15 protein-coding genes are annotated in these 19,993 nt (G+C 43.0%); 6 read left to right on the forward strand and 9 right to left on the reverse strand.

Annotated elements, in window-relative coordinates; genetic code table 11:
* The first annotated feature begins 183 nt into the window (after positions 1–183).
* The 3 genes from pdxA to ACTXGH_RS08410 all read left to right on the forward strand — a co-directional run bounded on the left by pdxA (position 184) and on the right by ACTXGH_RS08410 (position 3,149).
* Complete coding sequence (gene pdxA / locus ACTXGH_RS08400; protein WP_439296265.1) at positions 184–1,254, forward strand: 4-hydroxythreonine-4-phosphate dehydrogenase PdxA; 1,071 nt, start codon at positions 184–186, stop codon at positions 1,252–1,254.
* 177 nt (positions 1,255–1,431) lie between these two features.
* Positions 1,432–2,316: a 16S rRNA (adenine(1518)-N(6)/adenine(1519)-N(6))-dimethyltransferase RsmA gene (gene rsmA, locus ACTXGH_RS08405; protein ID WP_439296264.1), complete on the forward strand. Its 885-nt coding sequence runs from the start codon at positions 1,432–1,434 to the stop codon at positions 2,314–2,316.
* Positions 2,313–3,149, forward strand: coding sequence for a symmetrical bis(5'-nucleosyl)-tetraphosphatase (locus ACTXGH_RS08410; RefSeq protein WP_439296263.1), 837 nt, complete (start codon positions 2,313–2,315; stop codon positions 3,147–3,149). Before rsmA ends, ACTXGH_RS08410 begins: the two co-directional genes overlap by 4 nt.
* 77 nt (positions 3,150–3,226) lie before the next feature.
* On the opposite strand, the gene ACTXGH_RS08415 is transcribed toward ACTXGH_RS08410, so the two are convergent.
* Positions 3,227–4,156 carry a LysR family transcriptional regulator gene (locus ACTXGH_RS08415; protein WP_439296262.1) on the reverse strand — a complete coding sequence of 310 codons (930 nt, stop codon included), beginning with the start codon at positions 4,154–4,156 and terminating at the stop codon, positions 3,227–3,229.
* A gap of 105 nt (positions 4,157–4,261) precedes the next feature.
* Between ACTXGH_RS08415 and ACTXGH_RS08420 the strand changes: the two genes are divergently transcribed.
* Positions 4,262–5,248, forward strand: coding sequence for a zinc-dependent alcohol dehydrogenase family protein (locus ACTXGH_RS08420; RefSeq protein WP_439261522.1), 987 nt, complete (start codon positions 4,262–4,264; stop codon positions 5,246–5,248).
* A 132-nt stretch (positions 5,249–5,380) separates the two neighbouring features.
* Here ACTXGH_RS08420 and ACTXGH_RS08425 read toward each other — a convergent pair whose 3' ends face one another.
* Positions 5,381–6,256 carry a LysR substrate-binding domain-containing protein gene (locus ACTXGH_RS08425; RefSeq protein ID WP_439296261.1) on the reverse strand — a complete coding sequence of 292 codons (876 nt, stop codon included), beginning with the start codon at positions 6,254–6,256 and terminating at the stop codon, positions 5,381–5,383.
* Between the two features lie 110 nt (positions 6,257–6,366).
* On the opposite strand from ACTXGH_RS08425, the gene ACTXGH_RS08430 reads away from it, so the two are divergent.
* Positions 6,367–7,071, forward strand: a complete 705-nt coding sequence (locus ACTXGH_RS08430; protein WP_439296260.1) for an SDR family oxidoreductase — start codon at positions 6,367–6,369, stop codon at positions 7,069–7,071.
* Between the two features lie 14 nt (positions 7,072–7,085).
* Positions 7,086–7,955 (forward strand): DMT family transporter, encoded by an 870-nt coding sequence (locus ACTXGH_RS08435; RefSeq protein ID WP_439296259.1) that lies wholly within the window; start codon positions 7,086–7,088, stop codon positions 7,953–7,955.
* A 128-nt stretch (positions 7,956–8,083) separates the two neighbouring features.
* On the opposite strand, the gene ACTXGH_RS08440 is transcribed toward ACTXGH_RS08435, so the two are convergent.
* The 7 genes from ACTXGH_RS08440 to ACTXGH_RS08470 form a co-directional block, all read right to left on the reverse strand.
* On the reverse strand, positions 8,084–10,531 hold the full coding sequence (locus ACTXGH_RS08440; RefSeq protein WP_439296258.1) for a site-specific recombinase: 2,448 nt from the start codon (positions 10,529–10,531) through the stop codon (positions 8,084–8,086).
* 321 nt (positions 10,532–10,852) lie between these two features.
* Positions 10,853–12,637, reverse strand: coding sequence for an acyl-CoA dehydrogenase C-terminal domain-containing protein (locus ACTXGH_RS08445; protein WP_439261517.1), 1,785 nt, complete (start codon positions 12,635–12,637; stop codon positions 10,853–10,855).
* 348 nt (positions 12,638–12,985) lie between these two features.
* Positions 12,986–14,248: an extracellular catalytic domain type 1 short-chain-length polyhydroxyalkanoate depolymerase gene (locus ACTXGH_RS08450; protein ID WP_439261516.1), complete on the reverse strand. Its 1,263-nt coding sequence runs from the start codon at positions 14,246–14,248 to the stop codon at positions 12,986–12,988.
* 56 nt (positions 14,249–14,304) lie between these two features.
* Entirely contained in the window at positions 14,305–14,730 is a 426-nt protein-coding gene (locus ACTXGH_RS08455) for a hypothetical protein (RefSeq protein ID WP_439296257.1), read from the reverse strand.
* Between the two features lie 216 nt (positions 14,731–14,946).
* Positions 14,947–16,740 (reverse strand): acyl-CoA dehydrogenase C-terminal domain-containing protein, encoded by a 1,794-nt coding sequence (locus ACTXGH_RS08460; RefSeq protein ID WP_439296256.1) that lies wholly within the window; start codon positions 16,738–16,740, stop codon positions 14,947–14,949.
* A gap of 359 nt (positions 16,741–17,099) precedes the next feature.
* On the reverse strand, positions 17,100–18,809 hold the full coding sequence (locus ACTXGH_RS08465) for a putative bifunctional diguanylate cyclase/phosphodiesterase (protein ID WP_439296255.1): 1,710 nt from the start codon (positions 18,807–18,809) through the stop codon (positions 17,100–17,102).
* Positions 18,810–18,921: 112 nt separating this feature from the next.
* The gene (locus ACTXGH_RS08470) at positions 18,922–19,800 is read right to left on the reverse strand and encodes a 16S rRNA (uracil(1498)-N(3))-methyltransferase (protein ID WP_439296254.1); all 879 of its coding nucleotides are present in this window, start codon (positions 19,798–19,800) and stop codon (positions 18,922–18,924) included.
* Positions 19,801–19,993 lie beyond the last annotated feature (193 nt).

A 19,993-nucleotide genomic window follows, 5' to 3' on the forward strand; every position in this document is an offset into this window, starting at 1 on the left:
ACAATCAAAAGCGAAATTCTAGCACATTATGATTACCATAAGACTGTTTATAGATACTTTTCTCTATCTTTGTCAGGCATATAACGGGTATATTTGGTAGGTATTACCATTATCCAAATGATTAACAGATATATATAAAATACGGTAAAATCAAATAGTTAAATAAAAATAAGAGGTGGATGTATGAGTCAAAAACAACCCTTATTAATCACCACAGGTGAGCCTGCTGGTATCGGGATGGACGTGGTTTTGTTACTTGCACAAGAAGGTAAGCTACAAAATTTTAATCGACCAATCTGGATCACAGCTGATGCCAATGCTATGCAGGCACGTGCAGAGCAACTACTAACTACTGGCGCACTAAAAAGCTGTCCAACTTGGCAAAGTATTACAGTGACTCCATCATCAATGACTGATGTAAATAATGCGGATTTTAATGTAGCAAATAATGCATTCTTATTGTTGGATGTACCTTGCCCTGCACCTGTGCGGGCAGGTCATATTAACACCAAGAATGCAGCAATGGTCGCCAAGCAATTAGAAATCGCTCATCAACTTGCAACAAATGAAACGGTAGCCGCTATCGTTACTGGACCGTTACAAAAATCTGCGTTAATTGACGTCGACATTAAACTTTTAGATGGCATGATGTTTAGTGGGCATACCGAGTTTTTTATGCAGCAAAGTGGTTGCAAAAAAGTAGTCATGATGCTGGCCAATCAGGCAATGAAAGTTGCGCTGGTGACCACTCACTTAGCGCTAAGAGATGTCCCTGCCGCTATCACCGCAGACAATGTCCGCCAGACAGTGCAAATTGTACTTGATGATATGCAATCGAAATTTGGTATGGCGAGTCCACGTATATTAGTTTGCGGGCTCAATCCACATGCGGGTGAAGGTGGACATCTAGGCATGGAAGAGATTGAAATTATCAATCCAGTATTACAAGAATTTATTGCCGCTGGCGTAGATATCTCTGAGGCCATGCCCGCCGACACGTTGTTTACCACTAGACATCTGAATAATTGTGATGCGGTGATTGCTATGTATCATGACCAAGGACTGCCTGTGTTAAAGTCGCATGGTTTTGGCGATACGGTTAACTTAACACTAGGATTGCCTTATATTCGCACCTCAGTCGATCATGGTACAGCGCTGGACTTGGCAGGTCGCGGCGAGGCAAGTGCCACAAGCTTGTATCAAGCATTAATCATGGCGAATGAAATGGCTGATAAATCATTGACTACATCATAAATGCGTAATTTAGCTCAGGGCTAAAATGCAGCCAGATTATAAGCTATGGTATAATTTTGCACCAATAACAAAGCTATAAAAGTCACCTTGTTCATCGTATTATATTGTCGATGTTCAAGACCAAGCAATTGTATTGCTCTACATTCTCATTTTTATTTTACTAATTAAGAATCTTTTATGTCCACAAACTCGTTTGATGCCAAGACACTAGCAGCTAGCTTGCGAACTGCCAAACACCAACCGCGAAAACGCTTTGGTCAGAATTTCTTGCATGACAGCAGTATTATTCGCCAGATTGTTGATAGTATCCGTTTGGATCGTAATGACAACTTAATAGAAATTGGTCCTGGTATGGGCGCGTTAACTGAGCCGTTATTGGCAGAAGTGGATGCCATGACTGTGGTCGAGCTCGACCGTGATTTGGCCGATAGTTTACGTATCCGTATTGGCGCAAACAGTCATCCCAATTTTACTATTGTAAAAGAAAACGCGATGAACGTGGATTATCGTGAATTTTATAGCACCGAGCGTGGCAAGTTACGTGTGGTGGGGAACCTGCCTTATAATATCTCAACGCCAATACTGTTTCATCTGCTCAGTTACTCTGATGTCATTCAGGACATGCATTTTATGCTACAAAAAGAAGTGGTCGAGCGCATTACCGCTGATGTGGGTAGCAAAACTTATGGTCGTCTGTCCGTTATCATGCAGTATCATTGTGAGACGGACTATTTACTGACCGTTCCTAAAGGCGCATTTAACCCACCACCAAAGGTAACCAGTGCTGTCTTTCGTTTGACGCCTCATATCGAAAAGCCCATTGTTGCAGAGGATGAGCAATACTTCGCTATCGTAGTACGTGAGACCTTTAACCATCGCCGCAAAACGCTGCGTGCTATTTTCAAAAAATCAACGCTACTGCCGACATTGAGTGAAGACGACTTTGCTGCTTGTGGTATCGATCCACAAGCGCGTCCAGAAACACTGAGCGTTAGCGACTTTGTAGCTTTGAGTAATCAGGCAAAAGTACAGAAGAATAAGACAACCATCGAGGAATTATGAGTTTTCGCCATCAATATGTTATCGGTGACTTGCAAGGCTGCTATGCAGCGTATCAAAAACTACTGCAGACACTTGATTTTGACCCTGCACAAGACAAGTTATGGTTTGCAGGAGACTTAGTAGCACGCGGAGAGGATTCGCTAAGCACTTTGCGTCACGTAAAGGTGCTGTGCGAGCAAGGTGCGGCTGCAACCGTCCTAGGAAATCATGATTTAAACTTGTTGGCCGTATGGCGCGGGGCAGCTAAAATTAAGAAAAAAGACAAAACGGCGCCGATTTTTGCGGCAGAGGATAGAGATGAGCTATTGCAGTGGCTACGACGTCAGCCGATCTTGGCATACCCTGATGAACATACCGTATTGGTACATGCTGGGATACCACCGCATTGGAGCATTGAGTCTGCTGCACAATATGCGCAGCAACTAGAAGCACAATTAAAAGGCAGTTTGAACCAACTTGATCGACTGCTACCGCATTTATATAGTAAAAACGCTGATGATTGGCATGACAATATCAATGGCTTTACCAAGATGCGCGCGATAGCCAATTATTTCACGCGGATGCGGCTGTGCAAACAAGACGGAACACTAGAGTTTAGCTTTACGTCCAGCTTAGATCAGCACATGCCCGATGATTTTATGCCTTGGTTTGAATGGCAAGTACCGCGGACGCGTAAGATATTATTTGGTCATTGGGCAGCTCTAAAGGGTGAAGTGGACTTACCGCATGCTCGCGCGCTCGATGGTGGCTGCGTTTGGGGTAACTCTCTACTGGCTTACCGACTTAGCGATGGTAAAGTCATTAGCTCAAGCGCCCACTGTCCAAGCCCGTAACGAGGACTATAGCTAACCGCTGACCTTGATATATAAGGCTAAATAAGCAGTCTGTTTTAGATGGTCTATTAATAGGTTTAAATAACTGGCTTTGCTAGGGTATAGTCAGGCCAGATTGGCGAGTCACCAATCCTCTCTATTAAGAAGTCGATAAAAACCCTAACTTTTACCGTCAGAACATTCGATTTTGGATAGATGAGCCACAGGCCCGTCTGGTCATCAATCGTGTAGTCGGGTAGGACATGGATCAGCGAGCCGTCAGCCAGTTCGCGGTGAACACTCCATAGTGAGTTCATTGAAATGCCTGCTCCAGCAATGGTTGCGACTTTCTGACTCAAGCCATCGTCAACGATAAGCCGGCTCTCGGTCAGTCGTGGATCGAACTCCTCAGTACTGCCATCATACCCAACAAACTTAATCGGTGACGGCTCTTTGAATACAATGAATTGATGCGTCGCAAGGTCATCTGGTTGCGTGGGCGTGCCCTGCTGTTTCAAATATTCGGGTGAAGCGCAAAGGATTCGCATATCGTTAGCCAATTTTCGCCCTTTTAAGCTGCTATCTGATAGTGTTGAATTGCGCAATGCAAGATCAAAACTGCCTTGGATAAGATCAAACTCCATATCCGTAAGCCGCAGGTCAAGAGTGATACCTGAGTACAACTGTAGGAACTCAGGCAGGATAGGCGCGATGTAGAGCTGGGCAAAGGTGCTTGGAGCCGTGAACCTTAGGGTACCTGTCACAGTTGCATTGCCATGACCTAAAGCTGCGCGTGCAGCATCTTCTTGAGCTAAAATTTCCTTAGCATAAGGCAAAAATTCCGCCCCTTCCAAAGACAAAGCCACCTTGCGCGTGGAACGATGCAAAAGATCCGCACCTAACAACTTCTCTAGTTTTGCTAATTTGGCACTGGCCATAGATGGCGCCATACCCAGTTCCCGACCAGCGGCACTGATATTGAGTTTGTCGGCCGCCAAAACAAATAGACGAACGCTTTCTGTATCCATTAGATTATATCCAAATTACGAATTCTGTAATTCATAATAGCCAGTTTATTTCATTTTTACAAAATATTATACTGATTCTAACAATTAATCTTTAGGAGAAGCCCAATGAAAGCAATGATACTTAATGAATATGGTGACAATGCTAAATTTCAATTAGATGAGCTACCTCAACCTGATGCAAAAGCTGGACATGTAGTAGTGCGAGTGGCTGCAACTAGTGTAAATACAGTTGATACCATGATCCACCACATGGGTAATGATCTACCGTTTTCACCCGATCTGCCGGCAGTACTCGGTATGGACTTTGCAGGCACTATTGAAACTGTTGGTGAGGACGTGACCGACTTTGCTCCAGGCGACGAAGTATATGGCTGCGCTGGAGGACTCGCAGACTTGCAAGGTACGCTGGCAGAATTCATGCTAGCTGATGCCAAATTGATTGCTCAAAAACCAAAAAGCCTGTCAATGCGTGAGGCTGCGGCATTACCATTGGTTGGTATTACTGCCTTTGAAGGTTTGCAGAGAGCGGGTACTGGTGCAGGACATAAGGTACTAGTTCACGGCGGCGCAGGTGGCGTAGGACACGTTGCTGTACAATTGGCCAAACATTTCGGTGCTGACGTCTATTCAACTGTCTCCAATGAAAAGCAGATGGCAGTCATTGAAGGTTATGGTGCCACGGCCATTAATTATAAGACTGAAGACGTGGTAGATTATGTCGAAAAATATACCGACGGTGCGGGTTTTGATATTGTGTTTGATTCTGTTGGCGGGGAAAATCTAACCAAGTCTTTTGAAGCGGCTGTACTGAACGGACAGGTTGTAACGACGGTTTCTATGCTGGAACTGGATTTAACGCCGGTGCATTTTAAAGGCTTATCGTTGCACGTTGTCTTTATGCTTATTCCAATGCTGCAAAACTATAAGCGAGAAGATCATGGCGCTGCTTTAGCGAAATTAGCCAAGATTGTGGATATGGGTGCACTTAAACCATTACTTGATGAAACGCAGTTTGATCTCAAAGAAGTTGGCAAAGCATACGACCGGCTAACCAGTGGACAAGCAATCGGTAAAGTGGTTGTAGAAGTCTGAAGCATTGCTAAAACTGACTTGTCGCTTTAGCACATATTAAGCTGAATAAGTCTTTGACGACTAAACCGCCAAAACAGCCGTATTAACTTGGCAGCTTGGGCGGTTTTTTAGGCTATAGCTATTACAAACTAATCAACCAACAACTAAGTTTTCAACAAACCATTCCCATACCGCGTCTACAGCAGGTCGTGATACTGATGTGCGTTTACGAATAAGGTAGTAATCAGGCTCAACGGTTAGATCTAACTCACTGACTTGTAGCAAACGCCCCGCAGATAAATCCGCTTTTACAAACGCCTGACAAGCAATCGCAATCCCTTGTCCTGCTAAAGCCGCATCTAAAGCCAGCGCGGTTTGGTTAAATACGGCACCTGGCAGCTTATCTGTCGTATTAAGAAAACGTGGCCAATGGTTGTGTGAGTCATGCAGCAGTGGCATTCCTTTTAATTGCTTGAGTGACATAGGAAGCGTGATGTCAGCGACAAAATAAGGGTTAGCAACAGCTACCAGTTTTTGTTTGAACAATAACTGCGTATCAAAAGAGGAAGAAAATGGTGGACGTGTGAGCCGTACCGCTATATCTACCTGATCACGATCAAAATCTGCAATAGATTCAGTAGCGACAGTACGTAAGTCAATATCAGGAACCGCAGTTGTTAGCGCTGAAAGGTTGGGCAGTAACAGCTTAGTGGCAAATGTCGGTGTCACACTCATGGTCACTGTCTTAGGTTCTTTGAGTACTTGAGTGGTGGCCTTTTTTAAAATCTCAAAAGCCCGTGTGACTTCTGCAAAGTAGATTGCGCCTTGAGCAGTAAGAGCCACCCCCTTTGGCAGCCTTTGAAACAGAGCAAACCCCATATGCTCTTCTAATATACGCACCTGCTGAGCGACCGCTCCTTGGGTTACAAAAAGCTCATCAGCAGCCGCACGAAAATTCAAATGACGCCCCGCTGCTTCAAATGCACGTAAGGCATTTAAAGAGGGTAAAATGCGATAAGCGCGTGTCATAGTCATTCCTTAGACAATAGATTTTCTACAGTCTAGCATCTTTTAATATCATGCGAGATACCTGCAGCCATTAGTTATAATAGGTAAATCAATCACTAATGGAGAAAATCATGACTATAGAAAAAGTGGCGCTTATTATGGCAGGTGGCTCAGGAATGGGTGCAGCGGCAGCGCGTAAGCTTGCTCAAGATGGTTATCAAGTGGCTATATTATCGTCCTCAGGTAAAGGAGAAGCACTAGCAAAAGAGCTCGGCGGAGTCGGTGTCACCGGTTCTAACTTGGTAGATGCCGATGTACAGCGCTTAGTTGACTTAGCAATGGAGACATGGGGCCGTATTGATGCGCTGGTAAACTCTGCCGGCCACGGTCCACGTGCGCCTATTTTAGAGATTACCGATGACGATTGGCATCAAGGGATGGAGGTTTATTTTCTCAGTGCGGTGCGTCCGATTCGCCTAGTGACACCAATCATGGTGGCACAAGGTGGCGGCGCTATTGTCAATATTTCCACGACTTGGGCCACAGAGCCGACAGCAACCTTCCCAACCTCGACAGCGTTTCGAGCCAGTCTGGGTGCGTTTACTAAGATTTTCTCTGATGACTACGCGTCACAAGGTGTTCGCATTAATAATGTCTTACCTGGTTGGATTGACAGCTTGCCTGAGGTCGATGAGCGCCGTGAAAATGTTCCGATGGAACGTTACGGTAAAGCCGAGGAAGTTGCTGCAACGATCGCCTTTTTATTATCAGAGGCAGCTGGATATATTACGGGTCAGAGTATACGCGTTGATGGCGGTGTGACGCACTCTGTCTGATAAAGGGTAATGCTATGTTTAGAGCTTATACAGCGCTAGTATTACTCGGTGTGATTTGGGGGTCTAACTTTATTTTTATGAAGTGGGCCACCGCTTTAATCACGCCTTCTCAAACTGTCTTTCTACGAGTGTTGTTTGGATTTATACCTTTAGCGTTAATAGCATGGCGTCATAAAGTCATTACTCGAAAGCAACTTGCGTATTTGCCGCATTTTATCATTATGTCTGTGCTTGCAACCTCCTTCTACTATTATGGGTTTATTGCTGGTACTGCATTGTTACCCAGTAGTATTGCAGGGTTATTTAGTGGCTCGATACCAATATTTACTTTTTTAGGGGCAGCGCTTTTTTTACCAGAGGAGAGACCCACTAAGCAGATGGCGCTGGGAGTTGCCTTAGGGTTTGCAGGTATTGCCTTGAGTGCGCGTCCATGGCAAGGCGGCATGAGTATATCTCTTGCAGGTGTGTTATGGATGCTCGCGGGTTCTTTAAGCGTTGGGGCATCATTTGTTTATGCGCGGCGTTTTCTATCGCATCTAAAACTATCACCATTGGCATTAGCCACATGGCAGATTGGACTCGCGGTGATGACGCTTGCCGTGCTCATTGATTTTGATGGTATAACTCATATAGCGACAGATGCCCAAGCACTGTGGGGCACTGTACTAGGACTTGGTATATTAGGAACGGGCGCCGCTTTTTTAATTTACTACTTTATCATCGAGACTTTAGGCTCTGTGCGTGCCGCTGGTGCGACGTATATTGCACCTATCGTTGCTGTAATAATTGGTGCGATTATAGGAGAGGCTATCACTTATGTAGAAATTATCGCCTTGCTACTTATTCTGGGTGGTGTACTGCTCATTCAGACAGGCAGAAAGTAGGATGAGCCAGCGTGACTTTGAAGGTTTAGGTGGCAAATATCAATGAAGTATCAAGAAAACATTGTTAGACCTCTTATCAGCAGTAATATCAGCAGTTGACCAGGTATAAAGCTCCCAAAACTGCCCTATTAATTAGGCAGTTTGGGCGGTTTTTTAGGTTTCGGCAAGGGCGTTTTTGCATCCCCTGTAGCCTTGTTATCAGCGTTTTTATCATGATTGCTGGTTTTGTTACTATTAACGTCCCCTAGTGTTTTGGTGGTCTTATCATATTGAATATCACTATAGTAAGGCACGCTATTTAGCTCTTCGTCTACTAATCCATCATCAAGGTCGACAACCTTTCTAGTCACGTTCTTATCTACAGCACCCTCCTGTCCATGATCTTGAGACTGATTTTCATAATATATGTCTGTGGTTGTTCGTTCACCTTTTGCGTCAACAGAGACTGAGTTAGGTATGATTTTGACATCAGATAAGCGCCGTATCACATAATTACTGGGTAATGGTTTACCGCCTTTTTGTCCGGCAGTATCATCAAATATCATATGACCTTGACTATCAATACGGGCATACTTCATCGGTTTGTCACGCGGCCAAAAAAAGTCAGATGGATGACTGACAATATGTCCAAAAACAAGCTTGGATAGTCTACGCCACTCAAAAAAGCGGACTTCTTTTGATCGTAAGGCGACTAGAAGTGCCAAGGAAAAACTGACCATTAAGTTGACGATACCGATAAGTGCGACGCCAAGAATAGAGATCAAAACCACATCCCAACTTATCTGAGCCGCTGACATATTGAACAGTCCATGAGCCAAATTGGCAGACGCAAATGCAATATGACGAATATCAATCGGTAAACCAAATAAATAACCAATGGTCGCCGTGCTACCTAAAAATACGCCGAATAAAAAATTGCCCATGATAGCGCCAAGATTGGCCTCTATAAAGCCGCTCAAGCGTCGAAGCCATCTTTTGGGTAATAAACGCTGAAGTAGCCAATGCCTATTAATGCGAGCGCCAATTTTATTGTAAACCGCCAAATTGTCATAGTAGCCTGCAATAAGACCGGATAAAAACAGATATACCCCAGCGATGGCCGCATGAGGCAGTGCTAGCGATCGAAAAGGGTCTAGATCATGAAGTAGGTGCCCCGCTTTTTCGGTATCAATCATCGGCGCACCTGTATATTGTAACCATGCAAAAGAGATGATCAATGCAACAGGAATCGCTAGCATGATATTACCCATGATAGCGATAAACTGGGTGCGCAAGATATCGACTACTAGCTCCGATAACTTCGTCAGCTGGTGTGATTTTTTACCTGAGCCCTCTGATATGGTTGAGGCAATAGCGGCAGCAGTCATCGCTGGCTGCTTAGTTGCCACAGTACCATGAACAATATGAATAAAAACAAAACCTAAGCCATAGATCATGCTGTTTATAAAGGCTCGGCCCATTGGTGCAAGGGCCAAATGATAGGCTAAGATTTTAATAGTAGCCATAAAGGCAATAAAAAACCCACCAATGGACGCTTTTTTGAACATTTTTTGATAACCAGCTTTGTCTGTGCTGATATAGTGCTCACCCACGCGGCTGGCGTTTTCAGTGACTTTACGTGATAACAGCTTAGTATTGTTATCGATTAGGTAGCCGATACTATAACGACGATTGGCAGTGGTAATGAGAGTTTGAATCAGGTTGATTACCGCTTTGTCGCGATTCTGACCGCTATCAGCCACCAGCTCCGTTAAGATACGCATGCGTTGTAAGCTTTGATCAAGTCGTAACATCATATTGGTCAAGCGAATGGAGATACCAGTTTTATAGATGCGTTTGCGTACCGTTGCAACGATATCTTCACATTGCTCAAGCATGACCAGTAGCGGAGCAGGATTGACCGCATGTTCAGGCGTAATGTCCGTTAAAGTGTCAAGCTCATGCGCTTGTCGATACTGATTGACAAACAATACGGCTTCTTGGTTTTGAGCAACAAAAGATGCAGAATAGTTCAAAATCTGCGGATAAGCTTCCATTAAGTCAGGATGCAGACCAATACCGCTAATACGGTAGGATAAAATGACTATCGCATTTAAAATACTGTTTTTGGCGGTCGCTACTAAGTATAAATGCTCTTCTTTAACATTAAGTAGATCAACCAACGCTTCCCATTTGTCTTTTTCGATGTGAGCAAGCCAGCGCTCATCTTGACGTTTATAGAACAGATAACCGACCAATTCAACGACAGAATCATCTTGGGGCAGGAGCGGTAAGAACCGATGACCAAGCAAGCGGCGTAAGCTACTAAAAAACCCCTCATCTGACATGATACCAGTATCAGTATATAGGGAGATTTGACGATATTGGATAATGAGTTTTAGTACAAAGCTTGCAAGACCATCACTATATTCTGGATGCTGACGCAAAATGTCGATAAGGGTTTGGATGTTTTGATTGGCAAGTGCAGGCTCGTTTTCAGTGACCCGTAGCTCATCAATTAAACGCCGAAGTACAGATGGCTCTGGCACGTCACTTAAGGCGGTAATTTGTTGTAAAATGCGTTTTATCTCTGACACAGCGTACTCTTTATCGTTATTGTTCTGTTGGTTGATGTGCTACTGTTTTGACAGTTGTGATAGGGATTATGAGGTACTATTTTTAGCGGTTATACAGAGAGTTTGTATTGATATATTTGTTGAGTGTTAGATACAAATATCGGTGTTAAGTTGATAGCCAATGCAGGTTATTTTAATCGGAAGTGCAAGGTCATGTTTAGTTATTTTGTTAGCAGTTGTTTTAAATATAGTTTTGGCAAAAAAAAGGACAGTAATTATACTGTCCTTTCTCATTAATGAATATATCGATAATTAAATAACTATCAATTCTATAAACTTTGTTTAGCTGGCAGGTACGTTAAAATAGTCTAAATCAAAGTTCATCATCGGATCACTACCAGCTTTGACCATCTGTGCATGGGCATCGATGCGCGGTAAAACGCGACCAACAAAGTAATCAGCAAGCTTGGCTTTATTGGTATAAAACTCGCCATCTTTACCGTTAGACGCTTCAACCATCAAGGCAAACATGTATGAGTAGCATAGGTAGCCGACCGCATGCATGTAATCAACCGCGCAGCCATTAATCTCATTTTTACGAGAGCCAATATTGGTTAATACTGTTTTAGTCAGCTCTTCAACGGTATCAGCAGCATCTAATGTCGCTTGCTTGATGCCATGATCAACTTGCATCGTACTAACATAATCACGGATTTCGCCTAAAAAATGAGCAATATATTTACCATCATTACGAGCGACTTTACGGCCTAACAGATCAAGTGCTTGAATACCGTTTGCACCCTCATAAATCTGGGCGATACGCGTATCACGTACGATTTGCTCCATGCCCCATTCGCGGACATAACCATGACCACCAAAGACTTGCTGGCAATCGATAGTAGCTTCTAATGCTTTATCAGTTAAGAAGGCTTTTGCGATCGGCGTTAGTAAGGCCACACGTGCAGCAGCGGCTTGAGCTGCTTCAGGATCTGTGCTGAATTTTTCAGTATCGAGTTGTTTTGCAACATACATCGCAAAACAGCGTGATGCCTCACTATTGGCTTTAGCATTCAATAGCATACGGCGCACATCGGCATGATGAACGATAGCATCGGCTGGTTTTTCTGGACTTTGTAGTTGAGTATCACTACGACCTTGAGCGCGTTCAAACGCATAAAGCGCTGCATTTTGATAAGCAAGCTCAGTACCGCCAAGTCCTTGCAGACCCATCGTTACGCGCTCATAGTTCATCATAATGAACATTGACGATAAACCAGTATTCTCAGCACCAACCATCCAGCCCTTGGCATCGTCAAAGTTCATGACACAAGTGGCTGAAGCTTTGATACCCATTTTATGCTCGATTGAGCCAGCTGATAAGGTATTACGTTCGCCTAAGCTGCCATCATCATTGACTAAAAATTTTGGTACAACGAATAAAGAGATACCTTTTGAGCCTTCTGGCGCATTTGGGGTTTTAGCCAATACTAGATGAACGATATTCTCAGTTAAGTCGTGTTCACCGCCAGTGATAAAGATTTTGGTACCAGAGATATTATAGCTACCGTCGTCATTTGGTATGGCTTTGGTTTTGATAATACCTAAATCAGTACCTGCATGCGGTTCGGTTAAACACATAGTACCTGACCATTCACCTGAATACATTTTTTCTAAATATGTCTGCTTTTGCTCTTCTGAGCCCGCCGCGTTAAGACACAAGGTTGCACCAACTGTTAGGTTGGGGTAGAGCGTAAATGACTGGTTGGTGGTAAAAAGCATCTCTTCGGTAAGCATAGTAACCATTTTTGGAAAACCTTGGCCACCGTACTCAGGATTACCGCCAAGTCCGACCCAACCTGACTCAGCATATTGCTGATAAGCTTCTTTAAAGCCTTTAGGGGTAGTGACGACGCCATCACCATGATAAGTCGCGCCTTCTTCGTCGCCAGTACGATTGATAGGCAACAGAACGTTTTTACTTAATTTGGCCATTTCTTCTAAAATCATATCGACTGTTTCCATGTCGACATGAGATAAGTTGTCATTGTTTTGCCAAAACTCAGGCGCCTTAAAGACATCGGTTAATATAAAACGCATGTCAGTTAGAGGGGCATTATAAACAGCCATAAACATTCCTTTGGTTTAAGATTAATAAAGTTATATACATATTTGCTTATATTTATCATGATGTTCTTTAACCGTCATGGCAAATAATGCAATGGTTTTTATTAAGTTAGAGTCTGAGATAGTCAGTAAAGTTTAGCAAATTAGTGGCTAAGCTTGTGTATCTCTTAGTGAATAGTGCGTACACCAAAAGTTGACTACTGCTATTGTAGTGCTCAACTAAGAAGTTGCTACGTTATGTGAAGCTTCTCGACTGGTATTAATTTTCTTTCCTGCTGTGTCTACACTGACAAAGGCTACAAAAAGTTCATACCAGTCTGGTGCAATGTTTGTATATTAAACCAATTATAATTATTGATTAAAGAAAAACCGCAGCATCTCTTTTGATGCATCTGGTCCTTTAGGGTCAGTGTAAGACCCGGCGCTATTGCCGCCCGCCCAGCTATGCCCAGCACCGTGGATTTTCCAATATTCTAACTGGCTAACTCCTTTACTGTCACGAATCTCTAACTGAGTACTACGACAGTTTTGCTCAGAACATTGCTTATGTTGGTGAGTGGTTAAACCAGTTTCTTGCGCTTGTAAGCGCTGCTTTGCTTGCTCAAAGACCTGCTCGCCATTACGAATACTTACCGTATGATCCTGATCACCATGAAACACAATCATTGGAACGAATTTATTATTACTTGCAGGTTTTAAAGGAGCAGAACCGCCTTGTCGCATCGTCATCATTGCAGACGGCAAATCGGTGGCACTGCGATAAGCCAACCCTGAATGAACGCCAACTGCAGCATACATCTTAGGATAGTTCTCTGCCATAATCACAGCCATTGCAGCGCCTGCAGATAGCCCTGCAATATACACCCGTGATGAGTCCACTGCGTAATCCTCAATAATGGATGTAGTCAAGGCTGCAAGCCATGCAGGCTCGCCTTTACCTTGTTGTTGATCAGAAGGTTTAAACCAGTTCCAACAGCGATTGGGGTTAGCAGAAGCTGGCTGAGAAGGGTAGACGATCAGGCAACGATGCTTTTCTGCCAATTCATTCATACGTGTACCTACTGCAAAATCTTCTGGTGATTGCGTACAGCCGTGGAGCATGACTATTAAAGGTAAGCGTAGGCCGTCTTCCACCGCTTGCGCATAGTTTGAGGGAATATATAGCCGGTAGTCGTGACTGCCTTGAGACGACTTCAGGTTGCCTTTGAGAAACTGTGCATTGTCAGGAATGAACGGCTCACTATGTGTACTGACCCCAGTACGTAAGGCACTTATATCCATAACTGATGGCAAGTCCAGCTTAAAATGCTTCATTTTATCTGTAAAATCTTGCAATTTATCAGGCAGCTTACTAAATAGCTCATCAGTGCCTGTTGGCTTGTCTGTCGGGGACGTGCGATCTTGTGACATTGGCACATCAGATGTTACATCAGGCGCCACATCCTTGATAGGCGTCACATCTTTAATAGGGTTTTTGTCGGTATGGCTGGCTGGTGCTGCCCCACTTAAGTTCTTTTGAATGGCAATGGTGGCTTCTTTTAGCTGACCAGATTTCATAAGTTCCATTGCTTCTTTGAGATGCGGCGGTGTCATATTAAATTTTGAAAAATTCATTGGCTATTTTCCTTGATATATCTATAAAATTTGGGGGAGATAGTAAAAGCAGATGCTTAAACCATTTTGTTAGCCAAAACTGCTTTTATCTCTGGGCTTGCCTGCAGGACGCCTAATACGGTAATGCTTTCAATAGTGGCTTCCACCAGTTCTGGAGTTACATCGGCGGCGATGGTCGCCAGACCCAATACTTGAATATGTAATTTTTCATTACGCTCTTGAACGGCTTCAAGATCGGCGCGTGTGTAATGACGTAGTCCTAACTCTAAGGTTTTACGAGCCACGGTTTGCCGTACCACATCAGCATGTATGGTTAGCTGATTACGTATCGCAGTGCGAATAAAATCCGTGCGATTAGAATAGAAGCCTTCCTGCACCATCAAATCTACTTGCCCAAGATCTACGTAGCCAAGATTAATTGTGACCTTTTCTGTCTCGCCTGCGCGAGCACGAATAGGCGTTGTATTTTTGCTTGCCATCATATGATCCTTACAATGAACTCTCTTAATTTCAGTATTATACTCCAAATGGAATCCATAGGGAGTATAAATTAGATATTTTAATAAAAATTAACAAGCCAATACCAAAAAAATCGGCAACACACCTAAGTATGTTGCCGATAGTGGTACCGCGTCTAAATCCTCAGTCGATCAAAAGTAGTAGTATTTAATCGTAATATAATCTATTACAGCTCGATTCTAAAAAGCAAATTGATCAACGTTCATAGTCATGTATGGCTCAACACCTGTACTGATGCGCTGTACGTGCGTCGTAGTACGCGGTAACAACTTAGCAAAATAGAATTGTGCTGTCTTCACCTTGGCATCATAGAAGGCATGTTCACTGTTGCCATTTTTAATTTCAGTTTGAGCAATAAGTGCCATACGTGCCCATAAGTAGGCAAGGGTAACATAGCCACTAAAATACATGTAATCAACGGCAGCACCGCCAACGGCGTCTGGGTTTTCAGTGGCTTGCATACCAATACGTGAAGTCAAGTCACCCCATTCTTTTAGATGCCTGGCAAGTGGACGGATGAACTGTCCCATCTCATCATTGTCTTTATTTTCTTCACAGAACTTCTGAATAATATCGACAAAGTTTGCCAGCAACTTACCTTGTGAGCCTAAGACTTTACGACCAAGTAAATCAAGCGCTTGAATCTCAGTGGTACCTTCGTACAGGCAAGCGATACGGGTGTCACGGACGTTTTGCTCCATACCCCATTCACTGATAAAGCCATGACCACCATAGACTTGTACGCCATGATTGGCGGCCTCTAGACCCGTTTCGGTTAAGAACGCTTTAGCAATCGGCGTCAACAGTGACAGCATTTGGTCAGCAAATTTTAGGTCATCGCCTTCACCTTTTGCGACCGTATCGGCAAAATGAGAGAGATAATATACTAGCGCACGGCCACCTTCAGCAAAGGCTTTTTCAGTCAATAGCATGTTGCGAACAGCTGGATGTACAATGATAGGATCAGCGACTTTGTCTGGTGCTTTTACACCTGATAATGAACGCATTGCTAAACGATCTTTGGCATAAGTCAATGAACCTTGGAACGCATATTCTGCAGCAGTTAAGCCTTGAACAGCAGTACCAATACGTGCCACGTTCATAAAGGTAAACATGCACTGTAGGCCACGGTTTTCAGGACCAATCAAGTAGCCTTTGGCACTATCAAAGTTCATTACACAAGTGGCAGAGGCTTTGATACCCATTTTATGTTCGATAGAGCCGCAAACAACGTTGTTGTTTTCGCCTAAGCTATTGTCTTCATTAACTATCATCTTTGGCACGATAAACAGTGAGATGCCTTTAGTGCCAGCAGGTGCACCTGGTAGACGCGCTAAGACGATATGAATGATGTTTTCAGCCAAATCATGCTCGCCGGCTGAGATGAAAATCTTTTGACCAGTGATGCTATAACTGCCGTCGTCATTCGGCTGCGCTTTGGTACGAATAATACCCAAGTCAGAACCTGCATGTGCTTCAGTCAAACACATGGTGCCTGACCATTCGCCAGTGACCATCTTTTCTAAATACGTGTCTTTTTGGCTATCAGTACCATGATGCTCGATGGTTTGGATAGCGCCATGAGATAAGCCAGGATACATAGAGAATGACCAGTTAGCCGTACCTACCATCTCATTGATGACCGTAGATAATGAAAATGGCATATTTTGACCACCAAACTCTTCTTCAGCAGAAAGCGCAGGAAAGCCAAGCTCGCAGTACTGTTGATAAGCTTCTTTAAAGCCTTTAGGGGTGGTGACCTTGCCATTATCAAAATGACAGCCTTCAGCATCGCCGCTTTGATTCAGTGGTGACAACTCATTTTCAGCAAAGCTTGCAGCCATCTCAAATAGACTGTCCATTAACTCGCGATCAGCTTCTTGAAATTTTGGTAAGCGTTTATAGTGGCTTTCGCTATCAAGTAGCTCATGCATGACGAATTGAATATCACGTAATGGGGCTTTGTACTGCATAACTTCCTGTCCTTTTTTTTGGTATGACCGACAGCAAACAAACGACTTGGTTTGTGGTTATTTTGACTGTTAGTATGTTACTGATATCAGATTTGCCTACACAAAAGACTTAGGGCTACGATATCGGTCATATAATATAACGTTGAAAAATGCTAAAAGAATTATGACTGTATTAGTAAATTCACCTCAAAAGATAGGCGTTCACTAGAAATTATACAAGTTTGGTTATAATACTGATAAGTCATCAACCCAACTTGCATCCTTTATATAATCAGCGTTGAAGGACAAAAAATAGTGCTAAATACGGTACACAGAAAAGCTATATAAGCCAATCACTATAGTAGTAGTGATAGATTAAATTAATTGAAACGTGCGTCTGGAAGAGACGCATGACTCAACATTTTAGTTGCTATGTCAGCTGAGACAGGGCGGCCAAACCAGTAACCTTGTCCATACTCGCAGCCCATTTGTAATAACAAATCACGTTGCTGCTCAGTCTCGATTCCTTCGGCGACGGCGCTCATATCCAAAGCAGTAGCCAAGTCTAAAATAGCTTTAACAATGGCAGACTGAGTACGATTATTCACTATTTTATCGATAAAGCTCTTGTCAATTTTAATAAAGTCGAAGGGGTACTCTTGTAAGTAACTAAGAGAGGCGTAACCCGTACCAAAATCATCTAATGACAAACAGACTCCCAGCTCTTTTAGCGCAATAAGCTGTTGCTTAACACTTGCATGCCGCAGCATTAAAGATGACTCAGTAACTTCAATATGTAACTGATGAGGTTGAATAGAATGGTGCGTGAATAGATTGGTTACAAAGTCAAAAAATTCAATATGGCTAAATTCTGCAGCATCGGCATTGATGCAGACATGTTGCGTAAAATTCATCGACTCCCAAATACGAAGCTGCTCAGCGATTTGAACAGCCATCTGACAAAATAAATCAAATGACAGTTTGTGCTTAATAATAGCTTCAATAAAATCTTTTGGTTGTAGCAATCCACGCGTAGGATGCTGCCAACGTACGAGTGCTTCAAAACCAGCGATAGCGCCCGATTCTAAAGTGACTTTAGGCTGATAATAGGGCACGAACTGCTTGGCCGATATGGCTTCACGTAGCTCAGTCTCTAACTGCAAACTGTCGATTGATTCGTGGTTTATCTCGTCGTTATACCAGCAGACATCATCTCCGCCATGCTCTTTGGCATAATGTAACGCTTTTTCAGCTTTATTTAGCAAACTGCTTAACTGGTTACCGTCTTTAGGATAATAACTGACCCCAACCGATATCTGTAAATAAATACTGGTATTTTTTAATACAAATGGTCGCTCGCACATATGCATCAAGCTATCAAGCTCGTGGCGTACTAGATGAGCATCACTAAACTCGAACAATAGCCCAAAATCATCACCGCCTAAGTGTGAAAAACATAGTAGCTGGTTGAGCTCAAGGGCGTTTACTCTAGCAACAAACTCTTTTATAAGCTCATCAACATTGTCTTGTCCAAGGTTATTGACCAAAATACGATAACGATCAATATTTGCTCGAATAATCACTACTTCTTGGAAGCTATCCATTAAGACATCATTGGTCTGACTCAAAAATACTTTACGATTGGGTAGTCCTGTTAACTGATTATGATTGAGTAGATGCGCAACTTGTTGTTGGTCTTCGACGACAGAGGAGATATCGCGTACCATTCCAATATAATAGACAGTTTTGTCTACATAAATCCTGCGATAAGATATATGACAATTGAGTGTGCGTCCATAACGGTTTAGTAGAGCAAAGTTATTTTCATAAAAACCCTCACCATCTAGTCGATTGGAGATATCTTTTAAGATAGACTGCTCTTTTTTTGATAAGAACTCAGCAGCGTAGATACCAAGAGGTCGTCCAATCATGTATGGCTCTTCAAAACCAATCATTATCTCATAAGCAGGATTGATGGACAGGTAGCGTAAATTGGCGTCTAAAATAAATACAGCGTCTTCGAGACGCTCGCACAGCTCCGACATTAGTTGCTGCTTAACTGATGGTGAAAGGGGCGCAAAGGTAGTCATAATTGAGACTCAATAGTCAAGCAAGGATATTAATATTATATTAAAGTCATAAGATAGCGATGGTATATAGAATATAGACAATTGTCTACTAAAGATTATTTTTGATGAGGACTCATGTTTTTCGTTGGTGCAAATAATGAAGCGCATGTAATGTGGCTAGAGCGACAACAGGGGCGGTTTCGGTACGTAAGACTCTGGTCCCAATTTGCCAAGGTGCAAATCCAAAATTGGCGGCTTGCTGGCGTTCATTCTCGCTAAGACCACCCTCAGGGCCAATCAACAGTTCAATATAAGGTGAAGCTTGTGTCAGTACTGTTGGCAACGACTCAGGCATGACAGGTTGATCTGGCGCCGGTACGCTAAGCTGCATACGTAGATCAGCTGGTTGTCGCAATATCTGATAGTAAGGGTCTTGGCTAAGCGTGGAGACAATAGAGCTAACAATCACTTGTAAGTCTGTATCGTTGGTGTCCAAGCCTTGCAGCCAGTCGTCAATAGAAATCGGAGCAAAAATAAGGGGTGGCCGATTTAGTCCGCACTGTTCGCTTGCGGCAATAGCTACTTGCTGCCAGTGTAGTAGCTTTTTATCTACTTGCGCTGGTTTGAGATTCACCTCACCATGATGACTGCTTAACAATTGAATACCAGTCACACCCAGCTCAGTAGCCTTTTGAATCGCATAATCCATCCGATCTCCACGACTCATGACCAAGCCTATTTTGGTATGGATAGGAGCATTGCGATCTTTGTCTGTATGAGCCAACAACGTCACCGTAGCGTTTTTTTTGCCGATGTTTTGCAGCTTTACATGATACTCGCCGCCAAAGCCATCAAATAAAATACCTTTATCTCCGACATTTGCACGCAGTACGCGGCCCCAATGATGTACGATGCTTTCTGTTAAGGCAATATCTGTACCAATGGAGAAAGTACTTAATTTAGGGTAGTTGGCATCAATATCACTGCTAGTAGCATAAAAAAAACGTCTCAAAATGACTGAATCCTATATTTAAACGACAATATTTCATTTCTTATATATTTTAGCAAAATATTGTTTAGATAAAAGTATCTCTATAGTAAATAGAGCTTAATATAAAAGTAATTTTTTTATAAAGTTATAACGGTTTGAATGTTTTATATTTAGCATAAAAAAACTGGCACTCCGAAGAACGCCAGTTATGATA

It is taken from the genome of Psychrobacter sp. 1Y10, from assembly GCF_052259005.1.
Classification (GTDB): domain Bacteria; phylum Pseudomonadota; class Gammaproteobacteria; order Pseudomonadales; family Moraxellaceae; genus Psychrobacter; species Psychrobacter saeujeotis.

Bases quoted from the DNA above. Each gene is read 5' to 3' on its own strand.
- pdxA (WP_439296265.1), top strand. From the start codon at position 184: ATGAGTCAAAAACAACCCTTATTAATCACCACAGGTGAGCCTGCTGGT.
- rsmA (WP_439296264.1), top strand. From the start codon at position 1,432: ATGTCCACAAACTCGTTTGATGCCAAGACACTAGCAGCTAGCTTGCGA.
- ACTXGH_RS08410 (WP_439296263.1), top strand. From the start codon at position 2,313: ATGAGTTTTCGCCATCAATATGTTATCGGTGACTTGCAAGGCTGCTAT.
- ACTXGH_RS08415 (WP_439296262.1), bottom strand. From the start codon at position 4,156: ATGGATACAGAAAGCGTTCGTCTATTTGTTTTGGCGGCCGACAAACTC.
- ACTXGH_RS08420 (WP_439261522.1), top strand. From the start codon at position 4,262: ATGAAAGCAATGATACTTAATGAATATGGTGACAATGCTAAATTTCAA.
- ACTXGH_RS08425 (WP_439296261.1), bottom strand. From the start codon at position 6,256: ATGACACGCGCTTATCGCATTTTACCCTCTTTAAATGCCTTACGTGCA.
- ACTXGH_RS08430 (WP_439296260.1), top strand. From the start codon at position 6,367: ATGACTATAGAAAAAGTGGCGCTTATTATGGCAGGTGGCTCAGGAATG.
- ACTXGH_RS08435 (WP_439296259.1), top strand. From the start codon at position 7,086: ATGTTTAGAGCTTATACAGCGCTAGTATTACTCGGTGTGATTTGGGGG.
- ACTXGH_RS08445 (WP_439261517.1), bottom strand. From the start codon at position 12,637: ATGGCTGTTTATAATGCCCCTCTAACTGACATGCGTTTTATATTAACC.
- ACTXGH_RS08450 (WP_439261516.1), bottom strand. From the start codon at position 14,248: ATGAATTTTTCAAAATTTAATATGACACCGCCGCATCTCAAAGAAGCA.
- ACTXGH_RS08455 (WP_439296257.1), bottom strand. From the start codon at position 14,730: ATGATGGCAAGCAAAAATACAACGCCTATTCGTGCTCGCGCAGGCGAG.
- ACTXGH_RS08460 (WP_439296256.1), bottom strand. From the start codon at position 16,740: ATGCAGTACAAAGCCCCATTACGTGATATTCAATTCGTCATGCATGAG.
- ACTXGH_RS08465 (WP_439296255.1), bottom strand. From the start codon at position 18,809: ATGACTACCTTTGCGCCCCTTTCACCATCAGTTAAGCAGCAACTAATG.